We start from the raw sequence: 19,330 nt of genomic DNA on the forward strand, positions 1-19,330 counted from the left end.
CGCCATTTTCGCCCACGTCTTGCGCATGGATCTGCCGCGCTCAACCGCTCAACGATTACGAGGAAAACGCGATGGAGTATGTCTTTCCCCCCACGCCGGTCGTCGCCGTGCCGATCGCCGAAAGCCCCGACGCCGCAAGTACGCGTGAAGGCTTCCCGGTGCGCCGCATCTACTGCGTCGGGCGCAACTACGCCGCGCACGCGCGCGAGATGGGTCACGATCCCGACCGCGAGCCGCCGTTCTTCTTCTGCAAGCCGGCCGATGCGGTCGTGTATGTGGCGCCGGGACAAACCGGCGAATTTCCGTATCCGCCGCGCTCCAGCGACGTGCATCACGAGATGGAACTGGTTGTCGCGATTGGGCGGGCAGGGCGCGACATCGCCGTCGATAAGGCACTCGAACACGTCTACGGATACGCTCTCGGTCTCGACATGACGCGACGCGATCTGCAAGCCGAAGCGAAAAAGATGGGCCGGCCCTGGGACGTCGCCAAAGGGTTCGACCGCTCTGCACCGCTCGGCCCTATTCATCCGGTGTCGCGCGTTGGCCAAATCGAGCGCGGCGCGATTTGGTTGGCGGTGAACGGCGTCGAGCGCCAACGCTCCGATGTGTCACAGCTCATTTGGTCGACGGCGGAAACGATTGCTCATCTGTCGACGCTATTTACGCTCGAGCCCGGAGACCTCATTTTCACGGGCACGCCCGAGGGCGTGGCAGCCGTGAAGCGTGGCGATGTCATGTCGGGCGGCGTCGAGGGCCTGGGCACGCTGAACGTGCGCGTGGCGTGAGGCGAAAGGGGAACATCAGAAAGGGGAACATCCAGGAGACAACCGATGAAACTCTATAGCTATTTCCGCAGTTCGGCGTCCTATCGCGTGCGCATTGCGCTGAATTTGAAGGGCCTGTCGTACGAGTATGCGGCCGTGCATCTGCTACGCGGCGGCGGCGAGCAGTTCGCGCCCGAATACCGGCGCGTGGGGCCGGACTGCATCGTGCCCGCGCTCGTCGATGGCGACATCACGCTTCAGCAGTCGCTCGCGATCATCGAATATCTCGAGGAGACGCATCCGCATCCGCCGCTGTTGCCGAGCACGCCGGCCGATCGCGCCTACGTGCGCGCCATCGCGCTGCAAGTCGCCTGCGAGATCCATCCGCTGAACAATTTGCGCGTGCTGAAGTACCTGAAGCACGAGCTGAGCGTGTCGGACGACGCCAAGGATGCCTGGTACCAGCATTGGGTACGCAACGGGTTCGATGTGCTCGAGTCGATGCTGGCCGACGATCCCCGCACGGGTAAGTTCGTCTTCGGCGATACCCCGACGATGGCCGATCTCGCGCTGATCCCGCAAGTGTTCAACGCGCAGCGATTTCAGGTCGATATGCAGCCTTATCCGACGATCCAACGAATCTACGACGAGGCGATGCAGCACGACGCGTTCATGCGCGCGGCGCCGGGCCAGCAGCCCGACGCGGAATAGCCCGCACAAAAGAAAAACGCGCGTGTCGCGATGGGCGAAACGCGCGTTTTCGGGCGGTGGGGATTAGCCGAGCAGGGCGTCGGCGAATTCCTCGGCGTTGAACGGCTGCAGATCTTCCACTTTCTCGCCCACACCGATGAAATAAACGGGTACGGGACGCTGGCGCGCGATCGCCGCCAAGATGCCGCCCTTGGCTGTGCCGTCGAGCTTCGTGACGATGAGCCCGGTCAACGTCAGTGCATCGTCGAATGCCTTGACTTGCGCGAGGGCGTTTTGTCCCGTGTTCGCGTCGATCACGAGCAGCACTTCGTGCGGCGCGCCGTCGAAGGCTTTGCCGATGACGCGCTTGACCTTGCGCAGCTCCTCCATCAAGTGCAGCTGCGTGGGCAGACGGCCCGCCGTATCGGCCATCACGATGTCGATTTTGCGCGCACGCGCGGCGCTGACGGCGTCGAAGATGACGGCGGCGGGATCGCCGCTTTCCTGCGAGACGACCGTAACGTTGTTGCGCTCGCCCCAAACCGCGAGCTGCTCACGAGCGGCGGCACGGAACGTGTCGCCGGCCGCCAGCAGCACCGATTGGTCGAATCGCTGCAGATGCTTGGCGAGCTTGCCGATGCTCGTGGTCTTGCCGGCGCCGTTCACGCCCGCAATCATCATGACGAGCGGCTGCGCCCGACCGAGAACGAGCGATTTTTGCAGCGGCTGCAGCAGGTCGACGATCAGCGCGCGCAGCGCAGTTTTCACGTCCTGGGGATCGGTGAGCCGCTGCGTGCGGACTTTCTCGCGCAACGCGCCGAGCAGAAACTCGGTGGCTTCGACGCCCGCGTCCGACATCAACAGGGCGGTTTCGAGTTCCTCGTACAGTTCGTCGTCGATCTGCGTGCCCACGAAGATGCCCGTGAGGCCCGCGCTCGTTTTCGACAAGCCCGAGCGTAGCCGCGCGATCCACGATTGTCGTTGCGCCGGCTCGGGGGCCGGGGGCGGGACGATGGCCTCGGTGTCGTAGTCGTCGTCGGCCGAGACGGGGGCGGAGGCGAGCGCCGAGGCTTGGGCGCTCGGCTGCGGCACGGCGGGCGCGGCGATGGGGGCTTGCGACGGTGCGCGAGCCGGCTGAGTCGACTGAGCCGGCTGAGCCGACGCAGGCGCATTCGCGGGCGCATCCGCCTCCGGCGCGTCCTGAGCGGTGTCGGGCGTCTGACCGCCCTTGAATCGTTTGAAGAAACTGAACATGGTGTGCCGTGATGGTTGCCGCAAGCGAACGGCCTGCGGCGGCAATAGATGGCGCGTGGCCGCGCATGCGCCGCGGTGGACCGGCAATGCGGCAATGCGCTCGGTGTTAAGCGCGCTATTTTAACAGGCACCGCGCGAACGGCGTGCCGACGGCGCGTTTCCTGGGGCATTCCTGGCGCTTTTCGCGGGTATCGCGGCCGCTGTGGTAACGTTGGCAGTCGCTCCCGCGCACCTGCTTGGCGCCGGGTCCCATCGCTTTTCAACGCCATCGCCCGCATGTCCCGTTCCTCGTCCGCCTCCCGCGCACCCAGCGCGGCGCCCGCCCGCGGCAAGCCGCATACCGTCCGCATCATCGGTGGAGATTGGAAGCGCACCCCGTTGCCCGTGCTCGATCTAGAGGGATTGCGGCCCACGCCGGATCGCGTGCGCGAAACGCTATTCAACTGGCTCGGCCAGCGGCTCGACGGCTGGCGCTGTCTCGACTTGTTCGCCGGTACCGGCGCGCTTGGCTTCGAGGCGGCCTCGCGCGGGGCGGCGCGCGTGCTGATGGTCGAGCGCAACGCGAAAGCGGCGCGCCAGTTGCGCGAGATCCAAGCGCGATTGTCGGCGCACGCCGTCGAAGTCGTCGAGGCCGACGGATTGAGACTGGCCGCCGGCCTGCCGCCGCGCTCGTTCGACGTCGTCTTCCTCGATCCGCCATTCGGCGAGACGGCGGTGTTCGCGCGCGCGCTCGAAGCGGCGGCGCCGCTCGTGGCCGAGGACGGCTATTTGTATGTCGAATCGGGGGCGGCGCTCGAACTCGCGGAGCAAGGCCTACTTGCCGGCTGGCGCCTGGCGCGACAAGGCAAGGCGGGCGCCGTACACTACCATTTGCTGCAGCGCGAAAATGATGAATAATGCGCGTTTCGTAAGCGATAGACGACGGGCTCGGTAAGCCGCGTCAAGGCCGGGGGCGTCCTCGAAGCACGCATACCCCGTGTCCCAAACAGGATGATGACAGGAGATGGTCGATGGTAGTCGCCGTGTACCCGGGTACGTTCGATCCGCTTACGCGCGGTCATGAAGACCTCGTTCGGCGCGCGTCGAGCATTTTCGACACGCTCGTCGTCGGTGTTGCCGATAGCCGCAACAAGAAGCCGTTCTTTACGCTGCAGGAGCGGCTCGATATCGCCCAGGAAGTGCTGGGCCACTATCCGAACGTGCAGGTGATGAGCTTCAAGGGGCTGCTCAAGGATTTCGTGCGTGCCAACAACGCGCGCGTGATCGTACGCGGGCTGCGAGCGGTGTCCGATTTCGAATACGAGTTCCAAATGGCGGGAATGAATCGCTATTTGCTGCCCGACGTCGAAACGATGTTCATGACGCCGTCCGATCAATACCAGTTCATTTCGGGCACGATCGTGCGCGAGATCGCGCAGCTCGGTGGCGACGTCAGCAAGTTCGTGTTCCCGTCCGTGGAAAAGTGGCTGGTGGAAAAAGTGGCGGAAATGTCGCAAGCCTCGCCAACCCAGCCCTAAGTCTGCCGGCCGATGGAGCTAGGCCGTCCGACGGCCGGCTCATCGTAGGACACGCTTCTCTTCGAAAGCCGTTCTTGCGGGCATTCGCTCGGCGCAACGCGGGCGAATGCCGTTTTAAGCCGCGGATGCAGGCGCCCGCCCGTATCCGGATTTGCCTTCCCCTTCTCGCGATCTCGATCGCCGCATTAGGCGTTATCGGCCATTTTCGCGGCTGCAATTGCGCCGCGTCGCCTCGGCGACCTATCCTAGCGCGAGCATAAAAACGTCGATTCCAACGCTTCTTCTCGCGCCCGCTATGCGTATCCAATTCGTCATCGGCAATCTGAGCGACTATCACGTCCCGCGCTACCGTGCGCTGGTACGGTTGGCATTGAGCCGCGGCTTTCAAGTTTCGCTCGTCGAACTCTACGACACCAACAACTTTTACGAGTACCCGCAAAGCGCACGCGTTGCCTTCATGGAAGATGCCCCGCCCGAAACGTTCACGGTCTTCAAGAACGCGCCCGGCGAACGTAAGCATTGGCTGGTCGTCGCGGCTAAGGTGGGTGCGATCGTTCGGGCGACGCGGCCCGACTTCGTGATCACGCTCGGCTATCACACGAGTTACTCGATTTATCTGTGCGTGCTGCGCACGATCTTGCGCCGTTTCAGGCTCGTGTATATGTCCGACTCGAAACACGACGACGGCAAGCGGCATCGCGTGAAGGAAGCCCTGAAGCGGCTGCTCGTATCTCGCTTCGACGGTGCGTTGGTCGCCGGGGAAAAGCATCGCCGTTATGCGCAATCGCTCGGCATTCCGATGCATCGGTCGCGGGTGGGCTTCGACGTCATCGATGTCGCCTACTTCCGCGAAACGGCGAAACGAGCGCGCGCGAACGCGTCGAACGCGCGCGAGCGCTTCGATTTGCCGTCGCGATATGTCCTTTGTGTCAGCCGCTTCGTCGAGCGCAAGAACGTGCCGGTCGTGATCGACGCATTCGCGAAAAGCGGGCTGGGCGATGAAGGCGTGAGTCTTGCGCTCGTCGGACGCGGCCCGCAAGAGCCGGCGATTCGCGCGCAGATTGACGCGCTCGGCTTGTCGGACCGAGTGCGGATTTTTACCGAGGTCGTCAATCGCGACATGCCGGTCTTTTACGCCTTGTCCGATTTCATCGTGTTGGCCAGTGCCTTCGATCAATGGGGGCTGTGCGTTAACGAAGCGATGGCTTCGGGGCGGCCCGCAATCGTCTCCGAAACGTGCGGCTGCGCGAACGAACTCGTGCACGACGGCGTCAACGGATTTGTCGTTCGCCCGGGCGACGTGGACCAACTCGCTCAGAAGATGCAGCAACTCGGGACGGACCGTACGCTGCGCGAATGGTTTGCCGCCGACGCCGAGAAGACGATCAGCCGCTGGACGCCCGAACTCTTCGCCGAGAACTTGCTGGCGCTGGCGGGGGCGGTCGGCGCCGGGTGATCCGCCTTCGATAAAGCGTTCGCTCGGTGACGGCGATGGGGGCCGCCGAGCGAAAACCGCGCCGCGAATTCACGGCCACGTGGCAATTAAGGCTCCCCTTAGCGACCGATTTTGGACATGGATCTAGGCGTATTCGGTCATATTTAAAGCCGCGGTTGCGTTGCATTTTGCAGCGCGGCATATTTCCGACACGTGAGATGTCGGCTTGGGCCCAAGGCCTTTGCACGATGGAACCCATGTATTTCGTCACTATCGGTAAGTCATGCGTATCCAATTCGTCATCGGCAATATGAGCGACTATCACATCCCACGCTATCGCGCGCTTGTGCGGCTTGCCGTGCGGCGGGGATTCAAGGTCTCGCTCGTTGAAATGTTCGAACATACGGAGCTTTACGGTTATCCGCAAAGTAATCGGACAGAATTCCTGCAAAATGCGCCATCGGAGATGGTCACCGTTTTTAAAAATACGGTCGAAGGCGGAAAGAACCCGCTCGTCGTCATCGCGCGGCTCAGCGCGATCGTGCGCGCCACGCGCCCCGATTTCGTGATCACTTATGGCTACCACACGAGCTATTCGATTTACCTGGCTGTGATCAGGACGCTCATGCGGCGCTTCAAGCTCGTCTACATGTCGGATTCCAAAGCCGACGACGGCAAGCGGCACCGGCTCAAGGAAGCGATGAAACGGCTCATCGTGTCGCGGTTCGACGGGGCGCTCGTGGCGGGCGAGAAGCATCGCCGGTACGCGAAATCGCTCGGCATTCCGATGCACCGGTCCCGCATCGGTTTCGATGTGATCGATGTCGCGTACTTTCGCGAGAGCGCGAAGCGTGCGCTTTCGCGTGCGGAAGACGAGCGGCGCCGATTCGGTCTGCCGTCGCAATACGTGCTTTGCGTGAGCCGCTTTATCGAGCGCAAGAACGTGCCGCTGGTGGTGGAGGCTTTCGCTCGATCGGAGCTGGGCCGGCGCGGCCTATCGCTCGTGCTTGTCGGGCAAGGCCCGCTCGAGCAGTCGATCCGCGAGAAGATCGACGAACTCGATATGACCCGGCAGGTATTGATCTACACCGAGGTGCTGAACCGCGACATGCCCACGTTTTACGCGCTGACCGAATTCATCGTGCTCGGCAGCGCTTTCGATCAATGGGGCTTGTGCGTGAACGAGGCGATGGCCTGCGGGCGGCCCGCGATCGTATCCAACACGTGCGGCTGCGCAAACGAACTCGTGCACGACGGTGTCAACGGCTTCATTGTCGAGCCGGGCGACGTCGATCAAATGACGGAAAAGATGAAGCTGCTAGGCGAAGATCGTGTGCTGCGAGATCGGCTCGCCCGCAGTGCCGAGACGACGATCGGCGATTGGACGCCCGAGTTCTTCGCCGAGAGCGTGCTGGCATTGGCCAACGACGTCCGGGCTCCCCAATGAAGCCGCGTGCGCTCGTCATCGAACCGGACTTTTCAGGCCATCGCTGGCGTTACGTCCAGTGGGCCGTGGAGGCGCTCGTCGAAGCGGGATACGAGTGCATCGTCTCGACCGACGCTTCCAACGGCAAGCATCCTCTGATTCAAGGTTACGAAGCGGGCCGGGCGGGCGTTGAAGTGATTGGCCACCGCGGCGATCAGCGGCGCGTTTCCGTCATGCATTCGATGCTGGGGCGGGCGAAGGAAGACTTCTCCTTTTACGCCACGTTCGCTTGGGTGTATCGCGAAGTCGCCCGATCGCGGCAGGTGGACCTCGTCGTCGTGCCGTTCGGCGACTACATCGTCAACGTAATCGGGCTGCTCGGTTCGCCGTTCGGCACCTCGCCTTGGATGTGCGTCGTCATGCGCCAGACCTTTCATCACCGCGAAATGGGCGTGAACGTTCCCGCGCGCCCCGTCGTCGATTACGTCAAGAAAAAGCTGTTCTCTTGGGCGCTACGCCGCGGCAATCTCTCCGCGGTGTTGACGATCGATCCCACGCTGCCCGGCTGGCATGCGAACTCGGGTCTCGCGGGACGTTCCCCCGCCGTGCTGTATCTGGCCGATCCGTTTCCCGAAGGGGGAACGGTGACCGGCGACGAAGCGCGCGCGCGACTCGGTATCGGCGGCGAGCGCACGATTCTCGTGTACGGCGCGATCACGGACCGCAAGGGTGTGAAGGAATTGGTCAACGCCTGCGCGACGCGAGACGAGCCGCCGCTCGTCGTCATCGCAGGGGCGCAAAGCGACGACGTGCGCGCGTTCCTGGCTGGGCTTGAGCACCGGGCGAAGGAGCGCATCGTCGTATTCGACCATTTCATTTCGCCCGAAATGGAAGCCGATCTCTTTTGCGCTTGCGACGCCGTTTGGGTGGGCTACAAGGGGCACTACGGCATGAGTGCCGTGCTCGTGCAGGCCTACCGATACGGCAAAACCGTTTTGGCCTCGCCCTTCGGGCTGATCGGATGGTTCACCAAACACGATCGGCTCGGCCCGGTGCTCGAGGATCTGTCCACCCCGGCGATCAATGCCGCCATCGACGAAGTATTCGCCCGCGCAGGGGAGCGCGGCCCTCTCCATGAGCCGGACGGCCACAAGCTGCTCGCGGCTCATACCGTCAGCAACTTTAAAAAGACCGTCCGATCGGCTTTAAGGATTGCCGAGCCCGATGCCCTCACCATACCAACTCTTACATGATTTATGAGCTTGCGCATCCTTCACGCTATGTTCACCGTGGATCGTACCTACGGCGGCCCGATCGAAGTCGTCTTGCAGACTGCGCGAGAGCATCGGCGCAGGGGCAATTCGGTGGAGATCGTTTCTCTGGACGGGCCGCGCGATAGCTGCGTTCAGCAGTGCGAACTGACTTGCCACGCCGTGGGACCGGGCTTCGGCAAATTCAGATTCTCCCCGAAGCTTGTGCCGTGGCTGCGGGCGAATGCCGCGAAATACGATCTCGTCATCGTCAACGGTATTTGGAATTACGCGTCGCTTGGCGTGTGGCGTGCGTTGCGTCGTACGGCGACGCCCTACTACATCTTCACGCATGGGATGCTCGACCCTTGGTTCAAAGAGCACTATCCGCTCAAGCATTTGAAGAAATGCCTCTATTGGCCATGGGCGCAGTACCGGGTCTTGCGCGATGCCAACGCCGTGTTCTTCACGTCCGAGGAAGAACGGGTGCTGGCTCACCGGGCGTTCTGGCCATACCGCTGCAACGAACATGTCGTCAACTACGGCACGACGGGCGCCCTCGGCGACTTGCAATCGCAGCGAGAGATTTTTCTCGCGCGCTTTCCGCATCTGCGGGGAAAGCGCAACTTACTCTTTCTCGGCCGCATCCACGAAAAGAAGGGCGTGGACCTGACGCTGAGGGCCCTGGCTCAATGCCTGCGAGATGCACCGCAAGAGAAGATCGCCGATGTGCACTTGATCATCGCCGGCCCGGACGACGGCGAGTATGCGAGAGCGACGAGAGCCCTGTGCGACGAGTTGCATCTGACCGACAGAACGACGTGGACGGGCATGCTGGGCAGCGACATGAAGTGGGGCGCGTTTCTCGTTTCCGATGCGTTCGTGCTGAACTCGCATCAGGAGAATTTCGGCGTGTCCGTGGCGGAGGCGTTATCGGCGAGTCTGCCGACGCTGATCACCGACAAGGTCAACATCTGGCGCGAGATCGACGAGTGGCGCGCCGGTTTCGTCGACAAGGACGACCTCGGCGGGGCGGTGCGCCTGCTGCGGCGCTGGCTGGAAACGTCGGCGGAGGAATGGGCCGATATGCGCGCGCGCGCAAGAGAGTGCTTCGTTTCTCGATTCCATATCACCCGATCGACGCAATCGCTGCTCGATGCGCTCGCGCTGTATCGGGGTAAGCGGGTATGACCGCGGCCCGGCTGCGAGCAGCGAGCCGGCCGCATGCGATTGCCAAGGGGGCGAAATGTTCAACGGTAGCGCCGCGAAAGACAAATGGTTCGCCCGGTTCGATTCGGCGATCAGCCTCGCGTTGGTCTTGAATTTGTTCTTGATGCGGCCGGCCGCGCTCGGGCAGACCTATACGTGGCTGGCGATGGGATTGTCGGTGGCGCTGGTCGGCGTGTACTTGCTCTCCTGTGCGAAGCGACGCGCCCCCACGAATCCGGGGCTGCGGTTCGAGATGACGACGCTCTTCTTGCTGGTGCTGGCGTACTGGCTCTACGAAGGGCCGGTCTCGTTGATGTTCGACCGCTCGAATCTGACGTTCGCCGCAAAAGAACTCCTCACGACGATCGCCATTCTCGTTCCGTACGGCATCTTCCTGCTCAGCACGCGAACCAACCAAATCTTCTTCCGGCAATTTTGTACGGTGGTGTCGCTGCTGGGGATGTCGACCCTTGTGACGACCTTGCTGACGTTATGGTTGGGCAGTCGAGACCCGCTCTTCCTGTTCACGTTGAACGTGAAGGGCTATTCGGCCGATTCGCTCGATCAGACCGCGGCGGTCGGCGCCGTGTACTTCCCGCTTTCGATGCTGTACACGGATTTCATTGCGGGCGCGGTGACGCTCGACCGCTATTGCGGATTCTTTCGCGAGGCCGGGATCTATCAGGCCGTTGCATGCTTTTGCTTGGCATACGAAGCCTACACGCGGCGCTCCAAGCTCGTGATGTTCGGTTTGATCGCCGGCTCGATCCTGACGTTTTCGTCGCTCGGGATCGTGCTGCTCACAGCGACCTTGGGGCTGATTTTTCTACTCGGATCTAGGCGTTTTCTTGCATTGCGGGTGATGGTGACGGTGATCGCGTTGGCCTCGATCTACCCGTTGGCGATGTATACGCCGTACATCGGTTTGAAAGACAAATCCACGACCCACAGCGGATCGCTCTCGGATCGGTCGGAGGCGATTTCGCGAGGGCTCGAGCGGGCCGGCGACAATCCGTTCGGGTATGGCATGTACAGCAGCCAAACCCTCAACATCGGCATTTGCCTGCTTTCGAGCATGGGCGGGATCGGCATTTTCGGTTTCGCGTGCCAGGCCATGATCTTGTCGGGATGGCGGCCGGGCTCGGGCGCTAGCTGGAAAAAGCTCGCGGCCTGCGCGCCCATTCTCGTGACGGCGCTGATCTCCGAGCCGATCGCCGGAGAGCCCGCCGCTTATATCCTCGTCATGGCCTATCTGCCGGTCGTTCGCCGCCAAGCCGCCGCGCAACAACGCTATGCCGGTATGCCCGGCACGCCGGTTGTTGTGCGCAGTGCGAGCCATAGCGGCGCGATGGCATCGATGGCATCGAACCCACGCGCGCCGCGCAGGTTGACTGCCGACACGCGTCACTCCTAAAGAGACCGCTCGATGACATCCGCCTACGGGCCGCGACCCGGCGGCCAGATCGCGTCGTTGACGAGCCTTCGATTCTTCGCGGCGTTGGCCGTCGCGTTGAGCCACTTCACGGCGTTGGGTTTTCTCGATCTGCCGTCCTCGTTCCTTCGGTTCGTCGATGGCGGGAGATCGGCCGTTACGTTCTTCTTTGTCCTCTCGGGATTCGTCTTAGCGTACAACTACTACGACCCGCTTTCCAAACTGAATAGCTCGCGGTTCTATTTGGCGAGGTTTGCCCGCATTTACCCGGTGCTGCTGCTGTCTTTATTGCTGGCCGCGACGGTGACTGCGTACTTGGTCTTGGGGCACCACGACGATTTGATGCTCGATTGGTATGCGATCAAGGATCGCAAGTTCGCATCGTTGGGGGCAAGTCTCTGTGCGCAGCTCTTGCTTTTGACGGGATGGCTTCCACTGGCTTCGATCAATCAGCCATGGAACGGTCCCGCATGGAGCATCTCTTGCGAGGCGTTCTTTTACGCCGTGTTTCCATGGTTGTTGATGCGCTTCGCCGCGATGTCCAATCGACGGATGCTCGTGGTCTGCCTCGTTGCATGGTGCGTGCAGGGCGCGTGGATCGTCGCGGTGCTCCGTTTTCTCCCGGCGAACCGGGCGGGATTCATGGCTTATCAATTTCCCGTGACGCACGTTCCCGAGTTCATGATGGGTGTCGCAGCGGCGCTTTATTACATTCGGGCCAAAGCGAGCGGCGTGTCGTTGCATCGTCGCGGCATGGCGTTGATCGCCGTCGCGTCGATCGCATTGACCTGCGTCGCCGCGAGCGAGCTTTCGATGCCCGCATTCCTGTTCGAAGTGCCGCTCTTCACGGCGTTGATCTTGGGATTGGCGTTACTCGAGCGCCCCGTGCTCGGCGTGCTCGATCGAGGGCCGCTCGTGCTGCTCGGAGAGGCGAGCTTTTCGCTCTATTTGATTCACCTTCCCCTCGCGCACTGGGCGCATATTGCAGGCTTCACGGGGCGAAACGGATGGCTCGCGCTCGTGTTCGCCATCGTGGCGAGTATCGTCGTGTTCACTCGGTTCGAGCAGCCTATGCGTCGGCGCATTCTGCGCGGCACCCGCACGGCTCGACTCGAGCCGGCCGGCGGGGCCCGAGTCTCGACCGACGCGTGAGCGCGATCTCGGGCGATTATTGCCCGGTGTATCCGATCGGCGCAGTGACCTGCGCGGTCATGACCGCCGCATTTTTCGACACGACATAGATGGGCGACTCGGTTAGCGCGAGGTCGACGATGCCGTCGGCATAACGGACGGTGGAGGGGTTGCCCATCATATCGAGCACGGTCACGGTGCCCTTCGTGCCCGCACTGTCCACCTTGAGCGAGTAATTCACGCCGGCGGTTGGGCTATACGTGCCGGCCGACGTGGGCCAATTCGCGTTGTCGTGCGTCCACAAGGCCGTGATCACCGCGCCGCCGCCCAACTGTTGGAACGCATAGCCGTACACTTGCTTCGGCAGTCCGTTCAATCGCCCGAGCGTTTGCGTGCCGTCGACGATGCGGGTCATGGCGGCGAATGCCATCGCTTGCGGCTTGGGGCTCACGGCCTTTGGCGTGTAGGAGCCCTTCGGATCGACGATATCGAAGAACGTGCCGTAGCCGACCTCGCTCGGATAATCCGCGCCGAAGAAGAAGTAGGTGACCTGAGCGCCTTCGCCGAGCACGATAAGGTGAGCGCGCGCGGCGACAGCGGCCTGCGCGTACAACTCATTCGCCGACGGCGCATTCGGGCCGTATGCTGCGCCCGGATCGTAGCCGATGCTCAGTTCCGAAGACCATAGCGGCATGTTCGGCTTGACGGCTTGCATCTGTGCGCGCAGCGCGCGCATCTGCCGATCGAGTGCCTTCGCCGCTTTGGCGGGATCGCGATCGTTATCGTACTGCTCGGGCGGTTGCGATGGCGACGGGTGCGCGCTGTAATAGGCGTGCGTGGCCACGCCGTCGATATAGCTGCCTAATCCGTAGGAGGCGTGCCGCCGTAGAAGGCCGCCCGTGCACCACGAGCACTCGCCCGGATTGGGGCTCGTCGTGCCCATCACGACCGCATGCGGATCCGTCGAATGCAAGCCCTTGTACACCGCCTCGTAAAGCGCCACGAAGTGGGTGGGCGTATCTTTCCAGTCCGGTTCCCAAGTCACCTGATAGTAGTCGTTGCGCTGCTTCGGAAAGTACGCCTCGCGAATGGCGGCGGTGTCGGCGCCCACGCGTGCCATGTATTTGCGGTAATAGTCCAAATCCTTGGGGGCGTAGGTATCGTCCTGATACGCATCGGTCGGGCTTGCCCAAGCGGGAATGCCGTCGAGCCGCACGAGCCGCATGATGGCGCCGCTCTTGTATGCCGCGCCGAGATCGGAGAGCGACGGTGTCCACGTATCGGGACCTTTCGGTTCCATGAACGACAACTGTCGATCGTCGATCACGCGAGAGACGCCCAGCTTCGTGAGCATCGTGGTCCAGCCGTTGAAGCCCTCGAGACCGAAGCGATGTTGATCTTGATGGCGATAGGCCACTGCGGGAACGACGCCGGATAGGTCGGGCAAGATGCCGAAGGTGGCGATGCCGGCTGGGCGCGTGCCGGCTGACGGCAGCGCCCCGCCGGCGCGCGAGAGCGTCGCGGTGAGGGCGAAATAGCCGGCCACGGTGGCGCTGCAAGAAAGCGTGCTCGTCTGCGGGCCGCGAGCAACGGCAAACGTGCCGTGTCCGTCGACATGGCCGACCGAGTCCAGGATCGACCATGTCACGCGATCGGCTGACGGGGCGGCGGTGGCCAGCACGACGCTGAACGTGCTGCGTTCGGCGAACAGGCGCGTGCGGTCGGCGCTCGGCGTGTCGGCGCTGATTAGGCCGTCGGGCGAGCCGCCTGCGTGAGTGACGGGGGGCGAGCAGACGATGGCGCCCGTCGGCGTCGGTTTCGAATACGCCGCGTCTTGCGCGTGGGCGATCGAAAAGACCGAACTCGCCGCGACGCACAGCGCGATGCGCAAATACCCACGACGTGGAGGGACGGGACAAGCCCTCGGAGCAGCGCGGCGCTCGCTTATGTCGAGCGCGAGCGCGGCAGCGGATTCGAACGTAGCTGGCATAGGCTGGCGAATCTCATCGTGCGTTGATCGGGCGAGCCCGGCGGGCGAGGTGGCCGCCGAACGCGCGAAGCGAGGCTTGTTGTCCTTGCTGTCCTTACTGTCCTTATTGTCCCGTGTATCCGACCGGTGGGGTGACTTGTCCGGCGATCACCGGCGCGTTCTTCGACACGACGTAGATCGGCGATTCGGTCAACGTGAGGCGCACGACGCCGTTGACGTAGCCGACGGTGTAGGGGTTGCCCATCATATCGAGCACGGTCACCGTGCCGTTCGTTCCTGGATTGTCCACCTTCAGCGAGTAGTTGATGCCGGCATTGGGGCTGTACGCGCCGGCGGCAGTGGGCCAATTCGCGTTGTTGTGCGTCCACAAGGCCGTGATCACCGCACCGCCGCCCAACTGCTGGAAGGCATAGCCGTAGGCCGTCTTCGGCAGCCCGTTCAGATGGCCGAACGTTCGGGTGCCGTCGATGATGCGAGTCATGGCGGCAAACGCCATCGCTTCGGGTTTCGGGCTGACATTGCGCGCGGTGTGAGAGCCTTGCGGGTCGACCACGTCGAAGAACGTGCCGTAACCGACTTCCTCCGGGAAATCCGCTCCATAGAAGAAGTAGGTGACCTGAGCGCCTTCGCCGAGCACGATGAGGTGCGTGCGCACGGCGACGGCGGCCTGCGCGTACAGTTGATTCGCCGAAGGGGAATACGGGCCGTATGTCGTGCCCGGATCGTAGCTGATGCCCACCTCGGACGACCACAGCCGCATATTGGGCTTCATGGCCTGCATCTGCGAGCGCAGGGCGCGCATTTGCTGGTCGAGCGCGCGCGATGCTTTCGACGGGTCCGGGTCGGCGTCGAGCTGCTCGGGCGGCTGGGACGGGGAGGGCTTGTCGCTGTAATAGCTGTGCGTGACCACGCCGTCGATGTATTGCGCCAGCCCCAGCGGAGCGTGCGCGGCCAACAAGCCGCTCGTGCACCACGAGCACGCGCCCGGGTCGGGGCTCGTCGTGCCCATGACGATCGCATTCGGATCGGTCGAGTGCAAACCGTTATAGGCGGCGCGATAAAGCGAGACGAAGTTGGGCGCCGAGTCCTTCCAATCCGGCTCCCACGTGACTTGGTAGTAATCGTGCTGCTGGTTCGGGTAGTACGCCCCGCGAATAGCCGCCGTATCGGCCCCCACGCGCGCCATGAAGTTTTGGTAGTAGCCGAGATTGGTGGGCAGCCGCGTGTCGTCCTGGTAGGCGCCGGTCGGGCTGGCCCAGGCAGGAATGCCGTCGACCCGCACGAGCCGCATGATGGCGCCGCTCTTGAAGAAGGGGTCGACGTTGTTGAGCGACGGTGTCCACGTGTACGGTCCGTTCGGCTCCATCGTCGACAACTGACGGCTGTCGATGATTTGGGAAATGCCGAGGTCCGTGAGGATCTTCGTCCAGCCGTAAAACCCTTGCATGCCGAAGCGATGCTGATCTTGGCTGGTGTAGGAAACAGCGGGAATCACCGCGGATAGATTCGGCAAGATGCCGAACGTGGCGATGCCCGACGGACGCGTGCCGGCTTGGGGCAATGTCCCTCCGGCGCGCGCGAGCGTCGCGGTGACGGCAAAGTAGCCGCTCACCGAGGCGGTGCAAGAAAGCGTGCTCGTTCGTACGCCGCCGGGCACGGGGAAGGCGCCTCTTCCTTTGATATTGCCGCGGTCGTCTTGAATCGACCACGAGACGTAATCGGCCGAGCCGGTGGCCGTGACGAACGCTAGGCTGAAGGGGCTGCCCTCGGCGAACAAGCGGGCGTGGTAACGCGTGCTCGCGGGATCGGTGCTCGGCGTGTCCGCGCTGATCGGTCCGTTGGGCGTGCCGCCCGTCGTCGTGGTTGGCACCGAGCACGTGATCGCGCCTGTCTGCGGGGCGCTCCAGTACCCGGTGGAACTGTCGTACCAGCAGCGCTTGCCGTACCCATAGGCGGGATCGGTTCGGGAGACGACGCCGTTCGTGCAGGGAACGCCGTTCGTGAACGGTCCGTTGACGCTTTGCATCGGCCGAGGCGACGTCGTGCCGAAGACGACTTTTGCGGTGCCGCCGAACCCGCAGTACCCATATTCCGAGGCGCACTGCGTATAGGGGACGCCGCCGACATCGAGCGTGGCTTGCGCGTTAGCGTTGCGCACCCCCAGGCTGACGACGGCCAACAAGACGGTGCACAAACAATTCAACAATAGACAGAGACGGGCAGAAACGGCGGGGCGTGAGTAGACCATGTCCGGGCATGATGGGTGCTGAACGATTCGAACGAGGCATGCATCGGGCTGGCGAACTTCGTTGTGCCAGCGCGGCATTCGAGGTAGCCCGCGCAAGCCTGTCGGATGCGATGAAGCGACGTTGCGGGAGCGATTGAGACCCGTGGCGGATCAGCGCACGACTATGCCGATTTATGGGGTGCGAGGCAACGATGCACGCCGAAATGGCGGATATGTACGGTAATTCGGCCAAAAAATATGCCGTGCGGGAGCGACAGGGCGCTATCCGCACGGCGACAAGGTAATCGGATTTCTATTGGCTTACAGGTTGATGACCGGCAAAACGACGAGACTGGCGATCGATCCGGCGAACCCGGCGGGCGCTGCGCCGCCGGGTTCGCGAGGCGAGGCTTATTGCCCCGTGTAGCCGATCGGTGCGGTGACCTGCGAGGTCATCACCGACGCATTCTTCGATACGACGTAGATCGGCGATTCGGTCAACGTGAGGTTCACGACGCCGTTGGCGTAGCCGACGGTGTAGGGGTTGCCCATCATATCGAGCACGGTCACGGTGCCGTTCGTTCCCGGGTTATCCACCTTGAGCGAGTAGTTCATGCTCGAGGTGGGGCTGTACGAGCCGGTGGACGTGGGCCAGTTCGCGTTGTTGTGGGTCCACAAGGCGGTGACCACCGAGCCGCCGTTCATCTGCTGGAACGCGTAGCCGTAGGCCATCTGCGGCAAGCCGTTCAGGCGTCCGAGCGTTTGCGTACCGTCGATGATGCGGGTCATCGCAGCGAATGCCATGGCTTCGGGCTTCGGGCTGACCGTTTGCGTCGACCACGAACCTTGTGCGTTGGCCATATCGAAGAACGAACCGAACCCGACTTCGCCCGGATAGTCCGCGCCGAAGAAGAAGTAGGTAACCTGAGCGCCTTCGCCGAGCACGATGAGGTGCGTGCGAGCAGCCACGGCAGCCTGTGCGTACAGTTGGTTCCCCGACGGGTAGTTCGGACCGTATGCCGCGCCCGGATCGTAGCTGATGCCTACCTCGGAGTTCCACAACCGCATATTGGGCTTGACGGCCTGCATTTGCGCACGCAGGGCACGCATTTGCTGATCCAGTGCCTTGGAGACGTTGGCCGGGTTGGTATCGGTGTCGTATTGCTCCGGCGGTTGGGACGGCGACGGGTTCGCGCTGTAGTAGGCGTGCGTGGTGACGCCGTCGATGTACTGACCCAATCCGAGCGCACCGTACGTCTGCAGTTGGCCGCCCTCGCACCAGGCGCATGCGCCCGGTTCGGGACTCGTCGAGCCCATGACGACCGCATTCGGATCCGTCGAGTGCAGGCCCTGATACACGGCCTTATACATGGCGACGAAGTTGGAGGCCGAGTCTTGCCAATTCGGTTCCCACGTCACTTGATAGTAGTTGCTCTGCTGGTTCGGGAAGTAGGCTTTGCGAATCGCTTCCGTATCCGTTCCTACACGCCCCATGTAGCCCTGATAGTAGGTCGACAGATTCGTCGGCGCGTACATATCGTCTTGGAATGCGCCGGTCGGGCTGGCCCAGCCGGGGATGCCGTCGAGGCGGATGAGCCGCATGATCGCGCCGCTCTTGTAGATCGGGTCGGCGTCGGAGAGCGAGGGCGTCCACGTGTTCGGGCCGTTCGGCTCCATGTACGACAGTTGGCGATCGTCGATGATGCGCGACACGCCCAGCTTCGAGAGCATCGTCGTCCATTGATTGAAGCCTTGCATGCCGAAGCGATGCTGGTCTTGACGGGCGTAGCTGACAGCCGGCAGGACGCTGGCCAGATTCGGCAAGACGCCGAACGTGGCGATACCCGTCGGACGCGTGCCGGCTTGCGGCAACGTGCCGCCGGCGTTCGTCAACGTGGCCGTGATGGCGAAATAGCCGGCCACGCTCGAGGTGCACGAAATCGAACTCGTTTGCGTGCCGCTCGGCACGGCGAAGCTGCCGCTGCCTTTGATATTGCCCAGATCGTCTTGAACCGACCAGGCCACGTGATCGGCTGCCGGCGCGGTCGAGACGAACGAGATATTGAACGCGCTGCCTTGCGGGAACAGACGCGTGCGGTCGGCGCTGACGACGTCGGCGCTAATCAAACCGTTGGGCGTGCCGCCCGTGCTCGTGGTAGGCGCGGAGCAGGTGACGGCACCCGTCGGCATCGCCTTCCAATAACCCGTGGAGCTGTCGTACCAGCAGCTCTTGGCTTGGCCGTACGCGGGATCGCTGGGCGACACGACGCCGTTTTGGCATTGCACGCCGTTGGTGAACGGCCCGTTGACGCTGTCGTTCAACGTAGGCGAGGTCGAACCGAAGACGACTTTCGCGGTGCCGCCGAACGAGCAGCTTTGCCATTCGGAGGCGCACAACGTATAGGGGACGCCGCCCACGGTCAGCGTCGCCGGTGCTTGGGCATAAACGTTGGACGCGCTCAGGCTCGCGATGCCGAGCACGGCGGCGGCGATCGATCCCGTCAGCGGGAGTTGCTTGGGCAGATATTGAATAGCGTTTCTCATGGCAGTCATACTCTTCAAAAGAAAAAACTGGTCCCCAGGCGCAATTGAGATCAATTCGCCCAACGATTCGATGCGAAAATTCAGTTAGTGAGACTGAGCGGTTGTTTAGTAGTCCTGACTGTTCGCCTTGGACTTGCTCCGTTCTTGTGACGATATTATTGGTCAGCGCTTTTTCTTTTGATATCGGGGCACGCTGAAGCTTGCGTAGTCTGTGTAGGTTCTTTCGTCGGAGATTTCCTACTCGCCTTGTCGCCCGAAGTGCACGCAGCTAGAGCGGCGCAGACGGCCTGTCCGGCGGTACGCGCATCGCGCGCAGCGGGGTGCGACATGACATTAGGATAGTTCGGTGTACTAAGTAAGCGTGGCGCAAAGCGGACGGAATGATCCGTTGGCGCGCAATGGAGATTGGCCAACCCGCTATTTGCGAGGGCCATTCGTTTCGAATTAGCGGGGGAGTG

Annotated in this window: 14 protein-coding genes; 10 read left to right on the top strand and 4 right to left on the bottom strand. The window is 62.7% G+C overall.

The genetic code is table 11. The annotated features are described in order from the left end of the window. The first annotated feature begins 71 nt into the window (after positions 1-71). The gene (locus ACTHN9_RS06985) at positions 72-788 is read left to right on the top strand and encodes a fumarylacetoacetate hydrolase family protein (protein ID WP_440536059.1); all 717 of its coding nucleotides are present in this window, start codon (positions 72-74) and stop codon (positions 786-788) included. Positions 789-833: 45 nt separating this feature from the next. Further along, a complete protein-coding gene (gene maiA / locus ACTHN9_RS06990; RefSeq protein WP_440536030.1) occupies positions 834-1,478 on the top strand; it encodes a maleylacetoacetate isomerase in 645 nt (214 codons plus the stop codon). 63 nt (positions 1,479-1,541) lie between these two features. On the opposite strand, the gene ftsY is transcribed toward maiA, so the two are convergent. Next, on the bottom strand, positions 1,542-2,711 hold the full coding sequence (gene ftsY, locus ACTHN9_RS06995) for a signal recognition particle-docking protein FtsY (protein WP_440536031.1): 1,170 nt from the start codon (positions 2,709-2,711) through the stop codon (positions 1,542-1,544). A gap of 276 nt (positions 2,712-2,987) precedes the next feature. Here ftsY and rsmD point away from each other — a divergent pair, with 276 nt between their 5' ends. The 8 genes from rsmD to ACTHN9_RS07035 all read left to right on the top strand — a co-directional run bounded on the left by rsmD (position 2,988) and on the right by ACTHN9_RS07035 (position 12,132). Further along, positions 2,988-3,608 (top strand): 16S rRNA (guanine(966)-N(2))-methyltransferase RsmD, encoded by a 621-nt coding sequence (rsmD, locus tag ACTHN9_RS07000; protein WP_440536032.1) that lies wholly within the window; start codon positions 2,988-2,990, stop codon positions 3,606-3,608. 113 nt (positions 3,609-3,721) lie between these two features. Further along, positions 3,722-4,228: a pantetheine-phosphate adenylyltransferase gene (coaD, locus tag ACTHN9_RS07005; protein ID WP_440536033.1), complete on the top strand. Its 507-nt coding sequence runs from the start codon at positions 3,722-3,724 to the stop codon at positions 4,226-4,228. Between the two features lie 295 nt (positions 4,229-4,523). After that, on the top strand, positions 4,524-5,684 hold the full coding sequence (locus ACTHN9_RS07010; RefSeq protein ID WP_440536034.1) for a glycosyltransferase family 4 protein: 1,161 nt from the start codon (positions 4,524-4,526) through the stop codon (positions 5,682-5,684). A gap of 262 nt (positions 5,685-5,946) precedes the next feature. Then, positions 5,947-7,110: a glycosyltransferase gene (locus tag ACTHN9_RS07015; RefSeq protein WP_440536035.1), complete on the top strand. Its 1,164-nt coding sequence runs from the start codon at positions 5,947-5,949 to the stop codon at positions 7,108-7,110. Then, positions 7,107-8,342 (top strand): glycosyltransferase, encoded by a 1,236-nt coding sequence (locus ACTHN9_RS07020; RefSeq protein ID WP_440536036.1) that lies wholly within the window; start codon positions 7,107-7,109, stop codon positions 8,340-8,342. Before ACTHN9_RS07015 ends, ACTHN9_RS07020 begins: the two co-directional genes overlap by 4 nt. A 27-nt stretch (positions 8,343-8,369) precedes the next feature. Further along, positions 8,370-9,530, top strand: a complete 1,161-nt coding sequence (locus tag ACTHN9_RS07025; RefSeq protein ID WP_440536037.1) for a glycosyltransferase — start codon at positions 8,370-8,372, stop codon at positions 9,528-9,530. Positions 9,531-9,585: 55 nt separating this feature from the next. Next, positions 9,586-10,962: an O-antigen ligase family protein gene (locus ACTHN9_RS07030; RefSeq protein ID WP_440536038.1), complete on the top strand. Its 1,377-nt coding sequence runs from the start codon at positions 9,586-9,588 to the stop codon at positions 10,960-10,962. A 12-nt stretch (positions 10,963-10,974) separates the two neighbouring features. Next, positions 10,975-12,132, top strand: a complete 1,158-nt coding sequence (locus ACTHN9_RS07035) for an acyltransferase family protein (RefSeq protein WP_440536039.1) — start codon at positions 10,975-10,977, stop codon at positions 12,130-12,132. Positions 12,133-12,148: 16 nt separating this feature from the next. On the opposite strand, the gene ACTHN9_RS07040 is transcribed toward ACTHN9_RS07035, so the two are convergent. The 3 genes from ACTHN9_RS07040 to ACTHN9_RS07050 all read right to left on the bottom strand — a co-directional run bounded on the left by ACTHN9_RS07040 (position 12,149) and on the right by ACTHN9_RS07050 (position 18,872). Further along, entirely contained in the window at positions 12,149-14,101 is a 1,953-nt protein-coding gene (locus ACTHN9_RS07040; protein WP_440536040.1) for a hypothetical protein, read from the bottom strand. 103 nt (positions 14,102-14,204) lie between these two features. Beyond that, positions 14,205-16,295, bottom strand: a complete 2,091-nt coding sequence (locus tag ACTHN9_RS07045; protein WP_440536041.1) for a hypothetical protein — start codon at positions 16,293-16,295, stop codon at positions 14,205-14,207. Positions 16,296-16,739: 444 nt separating this feature from the next. Next, positions 16,740-18,872 carry a hypothetical protein gene (locus ACTHN9_RS07050; protein ID WP_440536042.1) on the bottom strand — a complete coding sequence of 711 codons (2,133 nt, stop codon included), beginning with the start codon at positions 18,870-18,872 and terminating at the stop codon, positions 16,740-16,742. Positions 18,873-19,330: the final 458 nt, after the last annotated feature.

The organism is Trinickia sp., from assembly GCF_051953405.1.
In the GTDB taxonomy this organism is placed as follows: Bacteria; Pseudomonadota; Gammaproteobacteria; order Burkholderiales; family Burkholderiaceae; genus Trinickia.

What these genes read in the sequence shown, in the direction of transcription:
- ACTHN9_RS07035 (WP_440536039.1), top strand. Translation starts at nt 10,975, where the DNA reads ATGACATCCGCCTACGGGCCGCGACCCGGCGGCCAGATCGCGTCGTTG.
- ACTHN9_RS07010 (WP_440536034.1), top strand. Translation starts at nt 4,524, where the DNA reads ATGCGTATCCAATTCGTCATCGGCAATCTGAGCGACTATCACGTCCCG.
- ACTHN9_RS07040 (WP_440536040.1), bottom strand. Translation starts at nt 14,101, where the DNA reads ATGCCAGCTACGTTCGAATCCGCTGCCGCGCTCGCGCTCGACATAAGC.
- rsmD (WP_440536032.1), top strand. Translation starts at nt 2,988, where the DNA reads ATGTCCCGTTCCTCGTCCGCCTCCCGCGCACCCAGCGCGGCGCCCGCC.
- ftsY (WP_440536031.1), bottom strand. Translation starts at nt 2,711, where the DNA reads ATGTTCAGTTTCTTCAAACGATTCAAGGGCGGTCAGACGCCCGACACC.
- ACTHN9_RS07030 (WP_440536038.1), top strand. Translation starts at nt 9,586, where the DNA reads ATGTTCAACGGTAGCGCCGCGAAAGACAAATGGTTCGCCCGGTTCGAT.
- maiA (WP_440536030.1), top strand. Translation starts at nt 834, where the DNA reads ATGAAACTCTATAGCTATTTCCGCAGTTCGGCGTCCTATCGCGTGCGC.
- coaD (WP_440536033.1), top strand. Translation starts at nt 3,722, where the DNA reads ATGGTAGTCGCCGTGTACCCGGGTACGTTCGATCCGCTTACGCGCGGT.
- ACTHN9_RS06985 (WP_440536059.1), top strand. Translation starts at nt 72, where the DNA reads ATGGAGTATGTCTTTCCCCCCACGCCGGTCGTCGCCGTGCCGATCGCC.
- ACTHN9_RS07025 (WP_440536037.1), top strand. Translation starts at nt 8,370, where the DNA reads ATGTTCACCGTGGATCGTACCTACGGCGGCCCGATCGAAGTCGTCTTG.
- ACTHN9_RS07050 (WP_440536042.1), bottom strand. Translation starts at nt 18,872, where the DNA reads ATGAGAAACGCTATTCAATATCTGCCCAAGCAACTCCCGCTGACGGGA.
- ACTHN9_RS07020 (WP_440536036.1), top strand. Translation starts at nt 7,107, where the DNA reads ATGAAGCCGCGTGCGCTCGTCATCGAACCGGACTTTTCAGGCCATCGC.
- ACTHN9_RS07015 (WP_440536035.1), top strand. Translation starts at nt 5,947, where the DNA reads ATGCGTATCCAATTCGTCATCGGCAATATGAGCGACTATCACATCCCA.